Raw genomic sequence first — 19,039 nt, 5'->3', positions numbered from 1 at the left:
GAATCATTTCCTCCCGTTAAAAATCTTTAGTAATTTTACCATTAAAAAAAAAAGTTTTCCACAAGCACATTTACTTGTGTATAATTGTTTCACACCCTGTTAATTTTATTTTCCACAACCTGTTGATAACTTGATTAAAATCATCTCATTTTTTAGTTTTCCACAGAAAAATGTTAATAATCCACAGGTAAGTATAACTGATATATCAATAAAAACAAAAAGTTATGCACAACTTGTGAATAATTCTAATAACAGGTTGTTTACTTGTGGAAAACTTGTGGAAAAGACTGTTAATTGCAAAATTTTAATCAACAGGAAAAATAAAAAAATGTGTATGAAACAAATTGAAATGTGGATAAAAAATGGATCCCTTTAGGGAAAGAATTTGATTTTTATGTTTCATCATTAATTTTTTTATGGTATTATGTTTAGGAAATGTATTTGACATAGAAAAGAAACACACAAAATATATAAGGGAGGGTTAGTAATGAAGAGAACTTACCAACCAAAGAAACGTAAGCACGCACGTACTCACGGTTTCCGTAGTCGTATGAGCACTAGCAACGGTCGTAAAGTTTTAGCTCGCCGTCGTAAAAAAGGTAGAAAGTCATTGACTGTATAGACCACTGACCATTCAGTGGTCTTTTTCATTATATTGAACAAAATTTAATGGAGATGGATTATGCGTAAGTCATATCGCGTCAAAAAAGAAGCAGAATTCCAAAATGTTTTTGAAAAACATAATTCAGTTGCTAATCGGACTTTTGTCATTTATCAAATGGAAAAGCCTGATCAACCCCATTTTAGAGTTGGTATCTCAGTTGGTAAGAAGATTGGGAATGCTGTTCACAGAAACTGGGTTAAAAGACGAGTTAGACAAAGTTTGACTGAATTAAAGCCATATCTAAGACAAGACGTTGATTTCTTGGTTATTGCTCGTCCAAGAGCCGACCAACTATCAATGGAAGAAGTTAAGAAGAATATGGTGCATGTTTTAAAATTAGCAAACTTGCTTTATTCTGATTATGTTGAGGGAGAAGACTAATGAAAAAATTTAAAAAGTATCTTTCACTTACTTCAATTTTAGGATTGGTATTTTTCTTGACTGCATGTAGTAATAAACCAATTACTTCACACAGTACCGGTCTATGGGATGGAGTTATCGTACTTAATTTCTCAAGAGCCATCATTTGGTTAGCTAAATTCTTTGGTTCAAATTACGGAATGGGTATCGTTGCTTTTACCATCATTGTTCGTATCATTATCTTGCCTTTGATGATTTATCAAACCAAGAGTATGAAGAAGACGCAAGAACTACAACCTAAGTTAAAGGAACTTCAAAAGAAGTATTCATCAAAGGATACTGAAACAGTTAAGTTACTTCGTGAAGAACAACAAAAGCTTTATGCTGAAGCAGGCGTTAATCCTGTTGCTGGTTGTTTACCACTACTAGTTCAATTGCCAATCTTGTGGGCCTTATACCAAGCTATCTGGCGTACAGATGTTTTGAAGTCAGGTCATTTCCTATGGTTACAATTAGGACACAAAGACCCATACTTTATTATGCCGGTTCTAGCCGCCGTATTTACTTTCATTAGTTCATGGCTAGCAATGAAGTCACAACCTGAGCAAAATGGGATGACAAAAGGAATGATGTTCGGAATGCCCGTTATCATTTTCTTCATGGCATTAAATATTCCTGCTGCGATCTCAATTTATTGGGTAGTAACAAATGCCTTCCAAGCTGTACAAACATTGTTTATTCAAAATCCTTGGAAGATTCAAAGAGAACGAGAAGAAAAGCTTCGTGCTGAAAAGCAACACAAGCGTAATGTTGAAAAAGCAATTCGCAAAGCTAAAAAATCTCGTCGTAAATAATAAAAAAGCGTCTGATTTTATAATCAGACGCTTTTTTTGTGTATCATTGAACCGCTATTTTGTGATATTATTAATAACATAGTTTATTTTTAAAAGGAGTCCCAACATGTCAACATTTACTGCTAAAACAGTCAGTGAAGCGATCGAGAAAGGACTAAAGTCACTAAACGTTGATAAGAGCAATGCTGAAATCAACATTGTTCAAACAAACCGTAAAGGCTTTTTTGGAATCGGAAAACGTGATGCAATCGTCGAAATCGACGTTAAAAACAATGAAAATGCATCAAACACTCAAGAAATCGCAGCAACACCAACAAAAAACATTAAGATTAACAACCAATCAGAAGAAACAACAGAAACTAAGAAACGTTATCATTCAAATGAACAAGCCATGGAAGATTTAGTGGCTTATTTGAAGCCAATTGTTGAAGAATTGGGCGTTTCAGCCGAATTACAACCTAAGATTATTAACCGTAAGTTCGCTCGTATTAATTTCAAGACTGAACAAGAAGGTCTACTAATTGGTAAACATGGACTAACCATCAATGCTTTACAAAACTTGGCACAAATCTACTTGAATCACATCGGATACAGCCGTTTATCAATTCAACTAGATACAGCCGATTACCGTCACCGCCGTACTGAAATTTTGAAGAAATTAGCTGAAAAAACAGCCAGAGAAGCTGTCGCAACAGGACAACCGGTATACCTAGATCCAATGCCTTCCTTCGAAAGAAAGGTTATTCATAACCAACTAGAAAACAGTCTATACGTCAACACATTCTCATCAGGTCGCGAACCTTACCGTGCTGTCGTTGTAGAACCACAAGGATAGTCATATAAATTGACAAAACCGGATAAAGTTTTTATTATATAAGGTATCATTCTTATCAGAGATAGATGAAGTAGTCAAAGTGCTTTATCCATGCTGAGTTTTTTTGGCGTGGAGTGGGCACTTTTTTTGTGCGCTAGGCCACAAAACGGATTTTGATAATTAAGAAAGGAAGAGGAACATGGCAACGACTACAGATTTTGATACAATCGCAGCGATTTCAACACCACCTGGTGAAGGGGGAATCTCCATCGTTAGAATCAGTGGGGATGACGCTTTAAAGGTGATTAGTAAAATTTATCGAGGCAAGGACTTAAACAAGGTTGCCTCACACACCATTAACTATGGTCATGTCTTTGATCCAGACACTAACGAAGACGTTGACGAAGTAATGGTATCAGTAATGAGAGCACCAAAGACTTACACATGTGAAGACGTGATTGAGGTTAACTGTCACGGTGGTATCTTGGCCACTAACACTATTCTTCAATTGATTTTAAGTTATGGCGCCCGTCTTGCTGAACCGGGTGAATTTACTAAACGTGCATTCTTGAATGGACGAATTGACCTTTCACAATCAGAAGCGGTCATGGATGTTATTGACGCCAAAACTACCCGCTCTATGAAGGCTGCTGAAAGCCAACTTGAAGGAAACCTTTCAAGACTAATTAGAACGCTTAGACAACAAATTTTGGACGTCTTAGCAAATGTCGAAGTTAACATCGATTACCCTGAATATGACGATGCCGAAGTAATGACTTCTAAGTTATTGAGGGAAAATGCGGTTGATTTAAAAGCTAAGGTTGAAAAACTACTAGAAACTGCCAAGCAAGGACAAGTTCTAAGGGATGGACTTGCTACTTCTATCGTTGGTCGCCCAAATGTTGGTAAATCAAGTATCTTAAACCACTTGTTACACCAAGATAAGGCCATCGTTACAGATGTTCCAGGAACCACACGTGACGTGTTGGAAGAATACGTGAACGTTAAGGGTGTTCCTTTGAAATTAGTTGATACTGCCGGAATCCGTGAAACCGAAGATAAGGTTGAAAAAATTGGTGTGGAACGTTCAAGAAAGGCCATTGCAAGTTCAGATTTAGTGCTATTGGTATTGAACTACTCTGAAAAAATTTCTGACGAAGATCGTCAATTAATCGAATTAACCAACGATTCCAAACGAATCGTGATTTTAAACAAGACCGACTTACCTCAACAAATCGATGTTGATGAAGTTAAGAACTTAGTCGGTGCAGAAAACGTAAGCACTACTTCTGCCATTCAAGACAATGGAACGGAACCACTTGAGGAAATGATTGCTAAGCTATTCTTTACCCAAGGAATTCAAAGCTCACAAAACGACGTTATGGTTACAAACGCCAGACACGTTAGTTTGTTACACAATGCAAAAGAATCATTAAACAGCGTAATTAACGGATTGGATGAAGGTCTACCGGTTGATTTAGTTCAAATGGACATGCACGCATGTTGGGAATCACTTGGTGAAATTACCGGTGATAGCTACAACGGTGAGCTATTAGATCAACTATTCAGCCAATTCTGTCTAGGAAAATAGTCAATTGTTTCATGTGAAACATTTTTAATGGAGGAAAACAAATGAGCCAAATCGTAAGCGAAGAAAATATCCAATACGATGCCGGTGAATACGACGTTATCGTCGTTGGTGCCGGTCATGCTGGTAGTGAAGCTGCGCTTGCTTCAGCCAGAATGGGAAACAAAACAATGTTAATAACAATTAATTTGGACATGGTTGCATTCATGCCATGTAATCCATCACTTGGTGGACCAGCCAAAGGAACCGTTGTAAGAGAAATCGATGCACTAGGTGGGGAAATGGGTAGAAATATCGATAAGACTTACGTGCAAATGAGAATGCTAAACACTGGTAAAGGGCCTGCCGTTCGTGCATTACGTGCGCAAGCTGACAAACATGCTTACCACCGTGCAATGAAAGAAACTATCGAAAATCAACCTAATTTGGATTTAAAACAAGGAATTGTTGATTCATTAATCGTTGAAGATGGTGTCTGCAAGGGGATCGTGACTTTCACAGGTGCTAAGTACTACTCCAAAACAACGGTTATTTGTGCCGGAACAGCAGCTCGTGGAAGAATTATCATTGGTGAACTAAGATATTCTTCAGGTCCAAACAATTCTCAACCAGCATTGAAGCTATCAGAAAATCTAGAGGAATTAGGTTTTGAATTGAAGCGTTTCAAGACCGGTACACCTCCACGTGTTAACGGTCGTACCATTGATTTCTCTAAGACGGAAGAACAACCAGGGGATGAAGAAGTTAACCACTTCAGTTTTGAAACTCCTGATGACAAGTACATTCCAGTTAAGGATCAACTATCATGTTGGTTAACTTACACCAATGAACACACTCATCAAATCATTCGTGACAACCTAGACCGTGCACCTATGTTTACCGGTGTGATTGAAGGAGTTGGACCTCGTTACTGTCCATCAATCGAAGATAAGATTGTTCGTTTTGCTGACAAGAACAGACACCAAGTTTTCTTGGAACCTGAAGGTCGTGAAACAAACGAATACTACTGTGATAGTCTTTCAACTTCTCTTCCAGAAGAAGTACAACAAAAGATGTTACACAGTGTTGCTGGACTAGAACACGCTGAAATGATGAGACCTGGTTACGCCATCGAATATGATGTCGTAGCACCATATCAATTAAAACCAACATTTGAAACTAAGATTGTTAAGAACCTATACACTGCCGGTCAAACTAACGGTACTTCAGGATACGAAGAAGCCGCTGGACAAGGTCTATATGCCGGAATCAATGCCGCACTACGCGCTCAAGGTAAGGAACCAATGGTTCTAAAACGTAACGAAGCATACATTGGTGTGCTAGTGGATGACTTAGTAACTAAGGGAACTAACGAACCATACCGTTTACTAACTAGTCGTGCTGAATACCGTTTACTTCTTAGAAACGACAATGCTGATTTCCGTCTAACTGAAAAGGGTCATGAATTAGGTCTAATTTCTGATGAAAGATATAACAAGTTCTTAGAAAAGAAAGAGGCCGTTATTAACGAATTAGACCGCTTAGATCACACTCGTATCAAACCAAGTGATGAAGTAAACGAATTCGTTGAAGCTCATGGCGATAAGCCACTTAAGGATGGTATCTTGGCATCTGTATTCTTACGTCGTCCATATGTAACTTATAACACATTGTTGAAGTTCATCGAACCAGCTGAAAAGCCATTAGGTCGTCGTGTGGTAGAACAAGTTGAAATCAGAACTAAGTACGCCGGATACATCAAGAAGGCCGAAGAAAATGTTGCTCGTATGAAGAAAATGGAAGCTAAGAAAATTCCAGATGATATCGATTATGATGCAATCGACAGTTTAGCTACCGAAGCTCGTCAAAAACTAGAAAAGATTAGACCACGTACTGTGGCTCAAGCTTCTAGAATTTCAGGGGTTAACCCTTCAGATGTTGCTATTTTAGGTGTTTACATTCAACAAGGTAAAATTGCTAAAATTAAAAAATAGGTAAAACAAAAAGCCGTCTAAACAATGTTTAGACGGCTTCTTTATTATCGAATGCAGCTATTTAAAATGGTATATAGGAATGATGAAACGATTCCTGGAATCAAGGCATTTTTAAGTAGTGTGAATTGATATTTAAAGTATTCTGATGATTTTTGACGCTGAATTTTAACTGATCTATGTTTTAAAATCGAATGATTTGCTGATACTGTGAAGCAAATCATTGATATTGTCAGTAGAATCCACATAATCGCCCAAAAAATGGCGTAGAAGTAGTTTCCATTAATTATGTATACAATTACAGTAGACAAGTTTAAAGCGTCGATATAGACGGTATAAATGGATAAAAATGCTAAGAAGATTCTGGTCCTTAGCATAGAAATGATTGCATACAATATTGCAACTTCTATGAAAATTAGCATTTGTGGGATTGCGGTTACAAAGTTTGCTTTTAAAATCACATGTAAGGACATTGCTTCCTTATCAATGTTGAATATTCCCCATAGGACTGATAGTAAAAACCATACGAAGAAGGCCCCAAGGATATTCTTATGTATGTTGAGATTTCCGATTTTATTAATGTTTAGTCATTCCTTTTTATCATTTAATTAAATATTAACAATTAAATTATACTTATAAGCATAATTTATCACAAGGAAATTATTTAAAACAATTTATGAAATAATGATACAATGGGATTATCAAAGTTAGGAGTAACAAAAAATGGAAAATTCTACCAAAAAGAAAAAAAATAATTTTTTAAGAGAATGCCTTAGTTGGCTAATTTACTTAGTTGTACTAGGAGGTATTTACTTAACAATTGCCCACTTCTTTACGATGGCAACCGTTGATGGCCATTCGATGGATCCAAACCTATACAACGGAGAAAAGATGTTGGTATTAAAGCAAGCTGATATTAAACGTAATAGTGTCATCATTTTTGACGCGCATGGAGAAGATCCTAATGCCACTGCTAAGGACTATTATGTAAAGCGTGTTATTGGTTTGCCAGGTGATACTGTTTCATATAAAGATGGGAAATTATACGTTAATAATAAGGTCGCTGACCAAAGTTTTATTAGTAAAAAGGAACTAAATGTTGGTACTAGATACTTTGATACTAACAATCAAATTAAGAACTGGAGTATCTCAAGTTTATCCAGCACAAAATGGGTATACAACCAAAATTCAAAGGTAGTACCAAAGGGTGAATACTTTGTATTAGGTGATAACAGAAGCATTTCAAACGATAGTCGTTACTGGGGATTCGTAAAGAAATCTAAGGTATTGGGAGTAGCCAAGTTATTCCCATGGTCAGGTACTGCTAAGCACCGTTATAATGTTAATGATCTAGCTAAGTAGAGGGGAATTTAATCCATGAAATTAACTGCAAAACAAAAGAGTTTATTATCATGGGTTATCTACCTGTTATTCTTGGTACTGGCCTGGTTTGCTATCAAGAGTTTTGCGACCGTAGTTAAGGTTGATGGCCATTCGATGGACCCCAACTTACATACGGGACAACGAGTCTTGGTGATGAAACAAGCAGAAATTAAACGCAATAGCGTGATTGTGTTTGACGCGTTCGGCGAGGATCCTACCAAATTCGCCACTACATACTACGTAAAGCGTGTAGTTGGGATGCCTGGCGATAAAATCGTTTATAAAAACGGGAAGCTATACATCAATAACAAGCTCTACAAGCAAAACTATATTAGTAAGCAACAGGTGGGCGTGGGAACACGCTACAAATTTCAAAATGATGTCATTAAGAACTGGGATATTACCAAGTTATCCAGAGAAAAATGGGTAGATGACCAAGATGAAAAGATTGTCCCTAAAGGGATGTACTTTGTTTTAGGTGATAATCGATCAATCTCAAATGACAGCCGTTATTGGGGATTTGTTGAACAAAGAAAAGTATTAGGAGTTGTGTATTCATTCCCATGGTCCGGAAATGCCACACAGCGTTACAACATTAATGATTTACAAAATAAAAAAGCGTTGAATTAAATTCAACGCTTTTTTGTTGGTTATTTATTTATTCTTTGATGCGGTACTAGTTGTACCGTCACTTACTGATGAAGTGGTAGTAGCAGCTGCGCTGTTGTTTAGAGCAGCACCTGAACCATCTGTGGTATTGTTTTGAGTTACCTTTTGATCGTCATCACGTGATTGATTCAAATCATCGTGGTGATCGCTGAATGGACGTTTTGATTGCTCGGGTTTAACCATTTCTTGTTTAGGTTTTACAACATCCTGATTTGCTTGTTGTTTAGTAGCAGTAACGTTTTGTTTTGGTTGAGCAACTGCTGAATCATCAAGCATACGGGTACTTAGGCTGAAACCTGAAGCGCTGGTATCAGTGATAACCATGTTCTTAACTTCTTTTTTAGCTTTATTCTTCTTTGTAGTCTTCTTATGTTTTACAAGAACTTGCTTAGCTTTTTTAACCTTTTTAACGGGTTTGACAAGCTTTAATTGGTATTCAGGAACATAACCACCTAATTTTGGTAAGAATAGGAAGTTTGATCCGTTGAAACGAACGCGGTTACCCACGTGCATGTGACCAATTCTCTTGAAGTAACGGTATCTCATCATTGTGTGACGACCGTGACGTAATTTTCCATATTTGTAGACGTTAACGAATTCGCTTCGGTTAGTGTATGTTTGTTTAGCGGATGCATGGACGGCAGTACCGATTAAAAATACGGCACCGACAGCTGCAAATGCAGCGGCGACTCTCTTTTTCATATCGTTTCCTCCTGGGAATGTAAAAAATTCTCATATATATAATAATTTACCAGTAAATACATAAATATCAAGCTAAATCGGCCAATTTAACTTAAATGTAACCTTTAGTTCACTTATCCACATGTTGACAACTTTAATCAGTCAGCTATAATTAATGACAATTAAATTAGAAAACGATTAGAAATTAATCGTTTTCTAATAAATATATGGAATGAGGTGTTCAATATGAAAAATCAAGAAATTTTGCATGACGAAGACGAAAGTTTCGCATCAGCTTCACGTATCAAGTACTTTGATATGGTAATTGAATCGGGTGAAGGTGCGATTTTAAAGGACGTCGAAGGAAACGAATACATTGATTTATTAGCGAGCGCATCCTCAACCAATACTGGTCATAGCCATCCGCATGTGGTTGATGCAATCACCAAACAGGCTCAAAAGTTAATCCAATATACTCCAGCGTACTTTGCCAACTTACCAGCAGCCCAACTGGCCAAACGATTGACCGATTTAGCGCCAATCGATGGTCCGGCTGAATTGTCATGGGGAAACTCTGGATCAGACGCCAATGACGCGCTAATCAAGTTTGCTCGCGGCTATACCGGTCGCCAAGACGTTGTTAGTTTTACTGGAGCATATCACGGTTCTACATACGGTTCAATGAGTGCTTCTGGCGTTAGTTTGAACATGAATCGTAAGATGGGACCATTAATGAGTGGATTCTACAAAGTGCCATTTCCAAGTCCATGGTACCGCGAATCATATGAAACAGAAGATGAGTTCGTAGATCGCATGTTTGAGGAATTTAAGCTACCATTTGATACATATTTACCTGCTGACGAAGTTGCGGTCATCTTGATTGAACCAATTCAAGGTGATGGTGGAATCGTTAAAGCACCAGAAAAGTACCTAAAGAAAGTATACGAATTTGCCCACGAACATGGCATCCTATTTGCAATTGATGAGGTCAATCAAGGGATGGGCCGTACCGGTAAATGGTGGTCAATTCAACAATTTGACGAGATCTATCCAGATTTAATGACCGTTGGGAAATCGTTAGCATCCGGATTGCCACTTAGTGCGGTGATTGGTAGGAAAGAAATTATGGAATCTTTGCAATCACCTGCCAATGCATTTACCACCGCCGGAAACCCTGTTACCACAGCGGCTGCCATGGCCACAATCGACGTCATCGAAGACGAACATCTACTAGAACGTAGTGAGCGTTTAGGTGTTAAATCAAAAGTATTCTTTGATAGAATGAAAGAGAAGTACGATTTTGTCGGCGACGTTAGAATGTACGGACTAGACGGTGGAATTGATATCGTCGATTCAAAGACCGGAAAAGCTGATGTCAAAGTAGCGACAAAACTAATCTATCGCATGTTTGAACTAGGGGTAATCATGATTACCGTTAGGGGAAATGTGCTTAGATTCCAACCACCTTTGGTAATTACCGAAGAACAACTAGAAAAGGCCTTTGACGTTATCGATCAAGCGATGGATGATGAAGCAAACGGTCGTATTCAATTCGATAAGACTATCGGTTGGAGTACTGATTAATAAGCTAATTAGGGGTGTAATTAATGGCTCATACTAAGTTAACGCAGGCCGACTTTGACGCAATGCGCGAAAAATATGACAGTGATCCAAAAAATAAGGTATTACAACGTTCCGTTATGAAAAACGGCATAAACAATACCGCCAAAGACAATCGAGTAGTGGCCAAATTAAACCACACATACTCTGTAGAAATCGATACTGGTAAGGTATCAAACCAAAAACGTTCAGGACGTTGCTGGCTATTCTCATTGTTAAATGTTTTAAAACACGACTTTGCGAAACGCTACGACGTAAAAGACTTTGAACTATCACAAAGCTACCTATTTTTCTGGGATAAGGTAGAACGTGCCAACATCTTTTACGATCGCATTATCGATACTGCTGATAAGCCTTTCGATAATCGCGAACTTCGCTGCTACTTAGCTGCACCGGGTGCAGATGGTGGTGAATGGGGGATGGCCGTTGCACTAGTTCAAAAGTACGGTGTAATGCCAACTTCAGCCTTTCCTGAAAGCAACGTAACCGAAGATACATCTGATTTAAAGGAAGTATTGAACCGTAAGTTACGTCGTGACGCAATGGTATTACGTGACATGATTCATGCCGGAAATAGTGATGCCGAGATTGCTGAAAAACGTAAGGAAATGCTAAAAGAAGTTTACAAAATCGCTGGTTTCGCGTGTGGTGTTCCACGTGAAACATTTACCTTTGAATACCGTGATGACAAGCAAAACTACCATGTAGATGCAGACATCACACCTAAACAATTCTTCGATAAATACTTCGAAATTGATTTAGATGATTACGTTGTTTTAGGTAATTATCCTAACCGTAAAATGGAACAATTATTCCGTAACAAGGCCGGTCAAAACGTCGTTGGTGGTCGCCAAGTTGAATTCTTAAACATGTCAATGGACGTGTTAAAGGATGCGGCGATTGCGCAATTAAAGGATGGCGAAACTGTCTGGTTTGCCAACACCGTGACCGAACAATCAGACCGCCAAAACGGTCTTTTAGACGACGATTTATACCGCCGTGCTGAATTGTTTGATATCGACATGAACATGGACAAGGCCCAACGCTTGGATTACTACGACAACATTCCTAACCACGCGATGACACTTACTGGTGTCGACATTGTCGACGACAAACCAACTAAGTGGAAGGTCGAAAACTCATGGGGTGAAAAGGTCGGCGAAAAGGGTTACTTCGTAATGGCCGATAACTGGATGGACAATAACGTCTTCGAAGTGATCGTCAACAAGAAGTACCTAACCGATTCACAAAGACAATTACTAGCACAAACCCCAGTCGATTTAGACCCTTGGGCAGCGGTATAAGGAGGACGTAGATAATGACTGAAACAAAAATTACCGAACAAGATCTAAAAGAATTACGTGCGGCCTACGAAAAAAATCCTACCAATGCGATTTTGGAAAGAACCGTAACACAAAATGGAATTGGCAATGTTTCATACGATGAGACAGCCACTGAAAAATTAAATCCCGTCTTTTTTGTTGAAGTGAAGACTGGTAAGGTGTCCAACCAAAAACAATCCGGTCGTTGCTGGATGTTTGCGTTATTAAACACCTTAAAGCACCAATTTGGCGCTAAGTACAACGTCAAAGACTTCGAATTATCACAAAACTATCTATTCTTCTGGGATAAGATTGAACGTGCTAACATCTTTTACGACCGCATCGTAAACACTGCTGACAAACCACTAGATGACCGAACCGTTCAATACTTCCTAGAAGTGGGACCAGGTGCCGACGGTGGTCAATGGGCAATGGCCGTAGCATTAGTTCAAAAATACGGGGTTGTGCCAACCACTGCGTTTAGTGAAACCAACGTTTCCGAAAGTACCGGTGATTTGAAAGCAATTTTGAATTACAAACTAAGAAACGATGCGTTCAAGCTACGTAACATGGTAAAAGACGGCGTGTCTGAGGAAGACATCCATGACGCTAGAGAACAAATGCTGGCCGAAGTTTACAAGATTGCTGCGTACTCACTTGGCGTGCCTCCAAAAACTTTTGACTTTGAATATAGGGATGATAACGACAACTACCACATTGATCGTGATTTAACCCCTAAGGCATTCTATGAAAAGTACCTATCGGATGCTGATTTAGACGATTACGTTGTCCTAAGTAACTCTCCTGACAAGGAATACGACAAGATGTATCGATTATCAGCCCAAGAAAACGTGGTTGATGGTAGAAAGATTGAATTCTTGAACCTACCAATGGAAGACCTAAAAAATGTCGCAATTGCACAATTAAAGGACGGTCAAGCTGTTTGGTTCGCTAACGACATTGCGCGTCAATCTGACCGAAAAAAAGGCTTCCTAGCTGAAAACCTATACCATTACGACGAACTTTTTGACGTTGATTTATCAATGAGCAAAAAAGAACGTCTACAATACCATGAAGCTAACGTTTCACACGCCACTGCATTAACCGGTGTCGATTTAGTCGATGATAAACCAACTAAATGGAAAGTGGAAAATTCATGGGGATCAAAGAATGGTGTTAACGGATATTTCATCATGGATGATGGTTGGATGAACGAATATGTATATGAAATCGTAATAAATAAAAAATATTTATCTAATGATAAAATCGCACTGTTGAGCCAATCCCCGGTAGAATTAGCACCTTGGGATTCATTAGAATAAAATTAAAGTGTTGCAATTTTTCTAAGAAGGTATTAACATAAGTGACAATCAAATAAGACGTTGAACAGGAATTTTAATTATTGAGTGTTTCACAGGGAGTCCACGGTTATGAGAGTGGGTAGCACGGTAATTGAATCGTACCTGAGAGTCATTTTTCGAAATGAGTAGAAAAAATCGTTGGCGGCGTTAACGCTGAAGTTATTATAACTTCTCGAGCTAGTATTCGTGAGAATGCTAGGAATTGAGGTGGCACCGCGATTTATTCGTCCTCTTGGATATCTTATCCAAGAGGATTTTTTTATACCCAAAATAAATATTAATTTTAAAAACAGTGATTAGGAATTTTAATTAATTCAGTTATTTACAGAGAACTTAGCAAAGCCGGGTGAGAGCTAAGGATGACATTAATTAAATCGTACCTATGAGTTTGAATTCGAAATGAGTAGAATTCACCGTTAACGCGTTATCGTTAAAGTTTGAAAAAACTTTATGAGCTGATGTTTGTGAGAGCATCAGAAACTGAGGTGGAACCACGATTAGTCGTCCTCTAGGATTTATTCCTAGGGGACTTTTTTTATATAAATATTTGCATGATGATCAAGAATTTAATCAAACCAATCATTTACAGAGAAAATAACGTTGATGAGAGTTAATAATGACATTTGATTAATCGTACTTATGAATGAGCTTCGAAATGAGTAGAAGCAAACGTTGGCGGCGTTAACGCGGAAGTCATTGACTTTATGAGCTAGCATTCGCGAGGATGTTAGGAAGTGAGGTGGTACCGCGGTTACATCGTCCTCTGTTGAAATAAAAATTTCATTGTTTATATACAAAAAAGGAGGATGTTTCACATGAAACAATCAAAGAAAATCGTTTTAGCATATTCCGGAGGATTAGATACATCAGTTTCAATTGCATGGTTAATCGAACAAGGTTTTGACGTAATTGCCTGCTGCATTAATGTTGGAGAGGACTACGGTGAACATAAAGATTTAAATCAAATTAAAGAAAAGGCGTTAAAAGTAGGTGCCGTTAAGTCATATGTTGTTGATGCATTAGACGAATTCGCTGAAGATTTCCTATTAACTGCATTGGATGCTAATGCTATGTATGAAGGCGAATATCCATTGAGCTCAGCCCTATCTCGTCCTTTAATGAGTCAAAAATTAGTTGAAATTGCTCATAAAGAAGGTGCTGAATATATTTGTCATGGATGTACTGGTAAAGGAAACGACCAAGTTCGTTTCGATGTCGCTATCCATTCTCTAGATCCAAAACTGACAGTGGTTACTCCAGTTCGTCAATGGCACTGGAACAGAGAAGAAGAAATCGAATTTGCTAAGAAACATAACATCGATATTCCAATTGATTTAGATTCTCCATACTCAATCGACGCAAATATCTGGGGACGTGCCAATGAATGTGGTGTCCTAGAAAATCCATGGAACCAAGCTCCAGAAGACGCCTTCGATATTACTAAACCAATTGAAGAAACTCCTGACCAACCAGAATTCATGGACATCACCTTTAAACAAGGTAAGCCAGTCGCAGTTAACGGCGTTGAAATGAGCTTCGTTGATGTTATCCAAAAGGTTAATATCGCAGCCGGCGAACACGGTGTCGGTCGTATCGATCACATTGAAAACCGTTTAGTAGGAATCAAATCCAGAGAAGTATACGAAGCGCCTGGTGCTACCGTATTACTAAAAGCCCACAAGGCAATGGAAAATCTAACTATGGAAAGAGATTTAGCTCACTTCAAGCCAATGATTGAACAACAAATCGCTAATCTCACTTACAACGGTTTATGGTTCTCACCATTGATGAAGTCACTAAAGGCATTTATCCAATCATCACAAGATACAGTTAGTGGAACAGTTAAAGTGAAGTTGTTCAAGGGTAACGTTTACGTAGTCGCTTCTAAGTCAGAAGAATCACTATACGACGAAGACTTAGCTACTTACACCTCTGCCGATTCATTCGATCAAAATGCTTCAGTTGGTTTCATCAAACTATGGGGACTACCTACTCAAGTAGCATCACAAGTAAAACAAAAGAACTTACAAAAGAACTTCATGAAAGACGTTATGAAGACACAAACAAAGGAAAAGGTGCTAGTTGAAAACAAGTTAGAAGGTGAATCTGATGAGTGAGAAACTATGGGGCGGTCGTTTTAACGGCGACGCCAACGATTTATTCTTGCGGCTCGGCGCCTCAATCAATGTTGATATCAAGATGGCAAACGAAGATATTGAGGGATCAATTGCTCACGCTACCATGTTAAGCCACGTTGGTATCATCACAGAAACCGAAAAAGACCAAATCGTGAATGGTTTAAAAGAGATTAAAGAAGAGTTCGATGAAGGAAAACTTCATTTTAGTTACCAAAACGAAGACATTCATATGAATGTCGAAACAGTGCTAACCGAAAAAATCGGATCGGTCGCTGGAAAGCTTCACACAGCACGTTCAAGAAACGATCAAGTGGCACTAGATTTTCATTTATACCTAAAGAAACGTCTACCACAAATCATGGCACTAATTAGGAGTTTTCAAAGTGAATTGGTTAACCTAGCCGATGAAAATTTAGAAACCATCATGCCAGGATATACCCATTTACAACACGCTCAACCAATTTCATTTGCCCATTACCTAATGGCCTACTACGAAATGTTAGACCGTGACTACGACAGGTTCGAATTCAACCAAAAGCACACCAACATGTCACCAATTGGTGCAGCTGCCTTAGCTGGAACCACGTTTCCAATCGATCCTCACTTCACCGCCAACGAATTAGGCTTAGATTCACCTTACAATAATTCTATTGATGCAGTCTCAGATAGGGACTTCGCCATTGAATTTCTAAGCAATGCTTCTATTCTAATGATGCACTTATCAAGACTATGCGAAGAAATTTGCTTATGGTCTAGCTACGAATTCAAATACGTCGAACTATCGGATGCATTCAGTACTGGAAGCTCAATCATGCCACAAAAGAAGAACCCTGATATGTGTGAACTAATTAGGGGTAAAACTGGCGTAGTATACGGTCACCTAAACGCCTTATTAGCAACAATGAAATCATTGCCACTGGCATATAATAAGGATCTACAAGAAGATAAGGCTGGGGTGTTTGACACAGTCGAAAACATCGAACCAATCCTACAATTAATGACCGAAATGATTGCGACAATGCAGGTCAATAAAGACCTGATGCTACAAGCGGTTGAAAAGGATTTTTCCAACGCAACTGAATTAGCTGATTACCTATCAGCCAAAGGATTACCATTTAGACAATCTCATCGTATCGCCGGTGAATTAGTCGCTAAATGCATAAACGAAAATTGTTACTTACAGGATTTATCATTAGAACAACTACATAACTATTCAGACTTGTTTGAAGAAGACATCTATGAAGATTTGAAACCACACGTCGCAATTCAAAGAAGAAAGAGTTATGGGTCAACCGGTTTTAATGAAGTCCATAAACAGATTGAAAAAGCGAAAGAAAAACTAAAGGGAGAAATGAATCATGAAGAATAAAATGAAACATTCCGTGTTAATTACCATGTTGCTAATGATTGCAACACTATTCGTGACAGCATTCACTGTTCCAAGTGTTCAAGCATCAGCTTCCGATAACTCACTACAACAAATTAAGCAAAAAGGATACATCGTAATGGGAACCGCCCCAGATTATCCTCCATACGAATTTATTGGAAAAGATAACGGTGGTTCAAAGGTCTACGGTGCCGATATCGAATTAGGTAAGGCCATCGCCAAAGACTTAGGAGTAAAACTAAAGGTTAAATCAATGGGATTTGACTCACTACTAGTTGCGCTTCAAACCAAAAAGGTTGATATGGTTATTGCAGGGATGAACGAAACTCCTGAAAGAGCCAAGAGTGTCGACTTCAGTAAGACTTACTACTCATCTGGATTGAGTTTGGTATTAAACACTTCCGATGACAAGAAAATTAAGTCATACAAGGACTTACAAGGAAAGACCATCGGTGCTCAAATTGGATCAGTACAATATGACGCTGTGAAGAAGGGTATCAAGAACATTAACCTAAAGGGAATGGAAAACATCAACGATTTAATTCTTGCTTTGAAGTCAGGAAAAATCGCAGCCATTCCGCTAGATACTGCTGTAGCGCAAGCATACGCAGCCCACAACCCAGGACTAAAGATTATTGACGCTAAGATGCCTGGTCAAGAAAGCTCAAACAAGATTGCCTTCTTCAAGGGTGCTACTAGTCTAGAAAACGCTGCTAACAAGACAATTGATAAGGTTAACAAAGATAACCTATACACCAAGAAATTTGTTCCAGCAGCTGCAAAACACATCACTAACAACAAGTCACAATCACAATTTGAAACAATGTGGCAATACAAGAACTTCTTTATCTCAGGTATCGAATACACAATGATCATTTCAGTGGTATCAGTATTCTTCGGTATCATCTTAGGAATTATCTTTGCGCTAATGAGATTAAGTCACAACTGGCTACTACACTCAATCTCCGTTTGCTACATCGAATTCATTCGTGGAACACCTCAATTAGTACAAATTATGTTTATCTACTTTGGTCTAGGTACCATCGTTAACGTTCCAGCCTTAACTTCAGGAATTATCGCTATTTCCATTAATTCTGGAGCCTACGTCGCCGAAATCATTAGAGGGGGAATTAATTCTATCTCTGATGGTCAAAGCGAAGCCGCATTATCACTTGGCCTATCCAAGAAACAATCGATGCAATACATTGTGTTACCACAAGCCTTCAAGAACATCTGGCCTGCACTTGGTAACGAATTAGTAACCTTGATCAAGGATAGTTCACTAGCATCCGTAATTGGGGTTGGAGAACTAATGTATCAAATGAGAGCTGTTCAAGCTGATACTTATCTAGGTGTCGCACCAATCGCTGTCATTATGGTCATTTACTTCGTAATCACATTTACAATTTCTAGAATCATGAAACACTTAGAAGGGAAGATTAGCCATGGAACCAATGATTAAAATTGAAAAATTAACCAAAAAATTCAAAAATAATACCATCTTTTCTGACATCAACGCTGAAGTCCACAAGGGTGAAGTAATCTCACTTTTAGGTCCTTCTGGTGCCGGTAAGAGTACTTTCCTTCGTTGCATTAACATGCTGGGTGAACCAACTTCTGGAAAGATTCTATTGGATGGAAAAGACCTAGTAAGCAGCTCTGAAAAGGAACTAATTCAATTAAGAACCCACATCGGAATGGTGTTCCAAAGCTTTAACTTGTTTGAAAACAAGACAGTTATCGATAACATCACACTAGCACCCATTAAGGTTAAGGGGATGAGCAAGGAAGGTGCGGAAGAAAAAGCACATGAACTGCTTAAAACAGTTGGTCTAGATGATAAGGCAAACGTATACCCAGACAGCCTATCAGGTGGGCAAGCTCAACGTATCGCAATCGTCCGTGCGCTAGCCATGGATCCTGAGGTAATTCTATTTGACGAACCAACTTCAGCACTAGATCCTGAAAAAGTTGGTGAAGTACTTAGTGTTATGCAAGATTTAGCTAAGAAAGACATGACAATGATTATTGTTACCCATGAAATGGAATTCGCTAAGAATGTTTCAGATGAAATTTGGTTTATGGATGAAGGAAAGATTCAAGAAAAACAAGCACCTAAAGACTTTTTCGAAAATCCAAAAACCCCTAACGCCCAACGTTTTTTAAGTAAAATGATTTAATCTGTTTATAGATACGTAAAAAGACCAACATTTATGTTGGTCTTTTTG

Annotated in this window: 16 protein-coding genes and 2 other annotated features; of the genes, 15 read left to right on the top strand and 1 reads right to left on the bottom strand. The window is 38.4% G+C overall.

Annotation, left to right across the window (positions count from 1 at the left end; all coding sequences use genetic code 11):
• The first annotated feature begins 487 nt into the window (after window positions 1-487).
• From rpmH to lepB (RZ79_RS07005), 8 genes are all read left to right on the top strand, one after another.
• Window positions 488-622 carry a 50S ribosomal protein L34 gene (rpmH, locus tag RZ79_RS07040; RefSeq protein ID WP_034530627.1) on the top strand — a complete coding sequence of 45 codons (135 nt, stop codon included), beginning with the start codon at window positions 488-490 and terminating at the stop codon, window positions 620-622.
• Window positions 623-682: 60 nt separating this feature from the next.
• Window positions 683-1,045, top strand: coding sequence for a ribonuclease P protein component (gene rnpA, locus RZ79_RS07035; protein ID WP_054450958.1), 363 nt, complete (start codon window positions 683-685; stop codon window positions 1,043-1,045).
• Window positions 1,045-1,878 carry a membrane protein insertase YidC gene (gene yidC / locus RZ79_RS07030; RefSeq protein WP_054450956.1) on the top strand — a complete coding sequence of 278 codons (834 nt, stop codon included), beginning with the start codon at window positions 1,045-1,047 and terminating at the stop codon, window positions 1,876-1,878. Before rnpA ends, yidC begins: the two co-directional genes overlap by 1 nt.
• A 106-nt stretch (window positions 1,879-1,984) precedes the next feature.
• On the top strand, window positions 1,985-2,713 hold the full coding sequence (jag, locus tag RZ79_RS07025; RefSeq protein WP_054450955.1) for an RNA-binding cell elongation regulator Jag/EloR: 729 nt from the start codon (window positions 1,985-1,987) through the stop codon (window positions 2,711-2,713).
• 178 nt (window positions 2,714-2,891) lie between these two features.
• On the top strand, window positions 2,892-4,283 hold the full coding sequence (gene mnmE, locus RZ79_RS07020) for a tRNA uridine-5-carboxymethylaminomethyl(34) synthesis GTPase MnmE (RefSeq protein WP_054450953.1): 1,392 nt from the start codon (window positions 2,892-2,894) through the stop codon (window positions 4,281-4,283).
• Between the two features lie 41 nt (window positions 4,284-4,324).
• The gene (mnmG, locus tag RZ79_RS07015) at window positions 4,325-6,253 is read left to right on the top strand and encodes a tRNA uridine-5-carboxymethylaminomethyl(34) synthesis enzyme MnmG (protein WP_053795986.1); all 1,929 of its coding nucleotides are present in this window, start codon (window positions 4,325-4,327) and stop codon (window positions 6,251-6,253) included.
• A 720-nt stretch (window positions 6,254-6,973) separates the two neighbouring features.
• Window positions 6,974-7,612: a signal peptidase I gene (lepB, locus tag RZ79_RS07010; RefSeq protein WP_053795985.1), complete on the top strand. Its 639-nt coding sequence runs from the start codon at window positions 6,974-6,976 to the stop codon at window positions 7,610-7,612.
• 15 nt (window positions 7,613-7,627) lie between these two features.
• Window positions 7,628-8,263, top strand: coding sequence for a signal peptidase I (gene lepB / locus RZ79_RS07005; RefSeq protein WP_054450950.1), 636 nt, complete (start codon window positions 7,628-7,630; stop codon window positions 8,261-8,263).
• A gap of 24 nt (window positions 8,264-8,287) precedes the next feature.
• Here the strand turns inward: lepB (RZ79_RS07005) and RZ79_RS07000 are convergent, their stop codons facing one another.
• Window positions 8,288-9,004: a hypothetical protein gene (locus tag RZ79_RS07000; protein ID WP_054450947.1), complete on the bottom strand. Its 717-nt coding sequence runs from the start codon at window positions 9,002-9,004 to the stop codon at window positions 8,288-8,290.
• Between the two features lie 225 nt (window positions 9,005-9,229).
• Here RZ79_RS07000 and RZ79_RS06995 point away from each other — a divergent pair, with 225 nt between their 5' ends.
• The 7 genes from RZ79_RS06995 to RZ79_RS06965 all read left to right on the top strand — a co-directional run bounded on the left by RZ79_RS06995 (window position 9,230) and on the right by RZ79_RS06965 (window position 18,991).
• Complete coding sequence (locus tag RZ79_RS06995; RefSeq protein WP_054450945.1) at window positions 9,230-10,567, top strand: aspartate aminotransferase family protein; 1,338 nt, start codon at window positions 9,230-9,232, stop codon at window positions 10,565-10,567.
• A gap of 23 nt (window positions 10,568-10,590) precedes the next feature.
• Window positions 10,591-11,907, top strand: a complete 1,317-nt coding sequence (locus tag RZ79_RS06990; RefSeq protein WP_054450943.1) for a C1 family peptidase — start codon at window positions 10,591-10,593, stop codon at window positions 11,905-11,907.
• Between the two features lie 14 nt (window positions 11,908-11,921).
• Window positions 11,922-13,247 (top strand): C1 family peptidase, encoded by a 1,326-nt coding sequence (locus RZ79_RS06985; RefSeq protein WP_054450942.1) that lies wholly within the window; start codon window positions 11,922-11,924, stop codon window positions 13,245-13,247.
• A gap of 51 nt (window positions 13,248-13,298) precedes the next feature.
• Window positions 13,299-13,521, top strand: a binding site (T-box leader).
• A 48-nt stretch (window positions 13,522-13,569) separates the two neighbouring features.
• Window positions 13,570-13,798, top strand: a binding site (T-box leader).
• 303 nt (window positions 13,799-14,101) lie between these two features.
• Complete coding sequence (locus RZ79_RS06980; RefSeq protein WP_054450939.1) at window positions 14,102-15,403, top strand: argininosuccinate synthase; 1,302 nt, start codon at window positions 14,102-14,104, stop codon at window positions 15,401-15,403.
• Window positions 15,393-16,793 carry an argininosuccinate lyase gene (gene argH, locus RZ79_RS06975; RefSeq protein ID WP_054450960.1) on the top strand — a complete coding sequence of 467 codons (1,401 nt, stop codon included), beginning with the start codon at window positions 15,393-15,395 and terminating at the stop codon, window positions 16,791-16,793. Before RZ79_RS06980 ends, argH begins: the two co-directional genes overlap by 11 nt.
• On the top strand, window positions 16,783-18,273 hold the full coding sequence (locus RZ79_RS06970; RefSeq protein WP_225424581.1) for an ABC transporter substrate-binding protein/permease: 1,491 nt from the start codon (window positions 16,783-16,785) through the stop codon (window positions 18,271-18,273). The genes argH and RZ79_RS06970 overlap by 11 nt, the downstream gene beginning before the upstream one ends.
• Entirely contained in the window at window positions 18,257-18,991 is a 735-nt protein-coding gene (locus tag RZ79_RS06965) for an amino acid ABC transporter ATP-binding protein (protein ID WP_054450937.1), read from the top strand. The genes RZ79_RS06970 and RZ79_RS06965 overlap by 17 nt, the downstream gene beginning before the upstream one ends.
• The last annotated feature ends 48 nt before the right edge of the window (window positions 18,992-19,039 follow it).

Origin of the sequence: Apilactobacillus kunkeei DSM 12361 = ATCC 700308 (genome assembly GCF_001281265.1) — a bacterium.
Lineage (GTDB): Bacteria > Bacillota > Bacilli > Lactobacillales > Lactobacillaceae > Apilactobacillus > Apilactobacillus kunkeei.
Note: the sequence above shows the minus strand (reverse complement) of the source record. Positions and strands in the feature narration are given on the sequence as shown.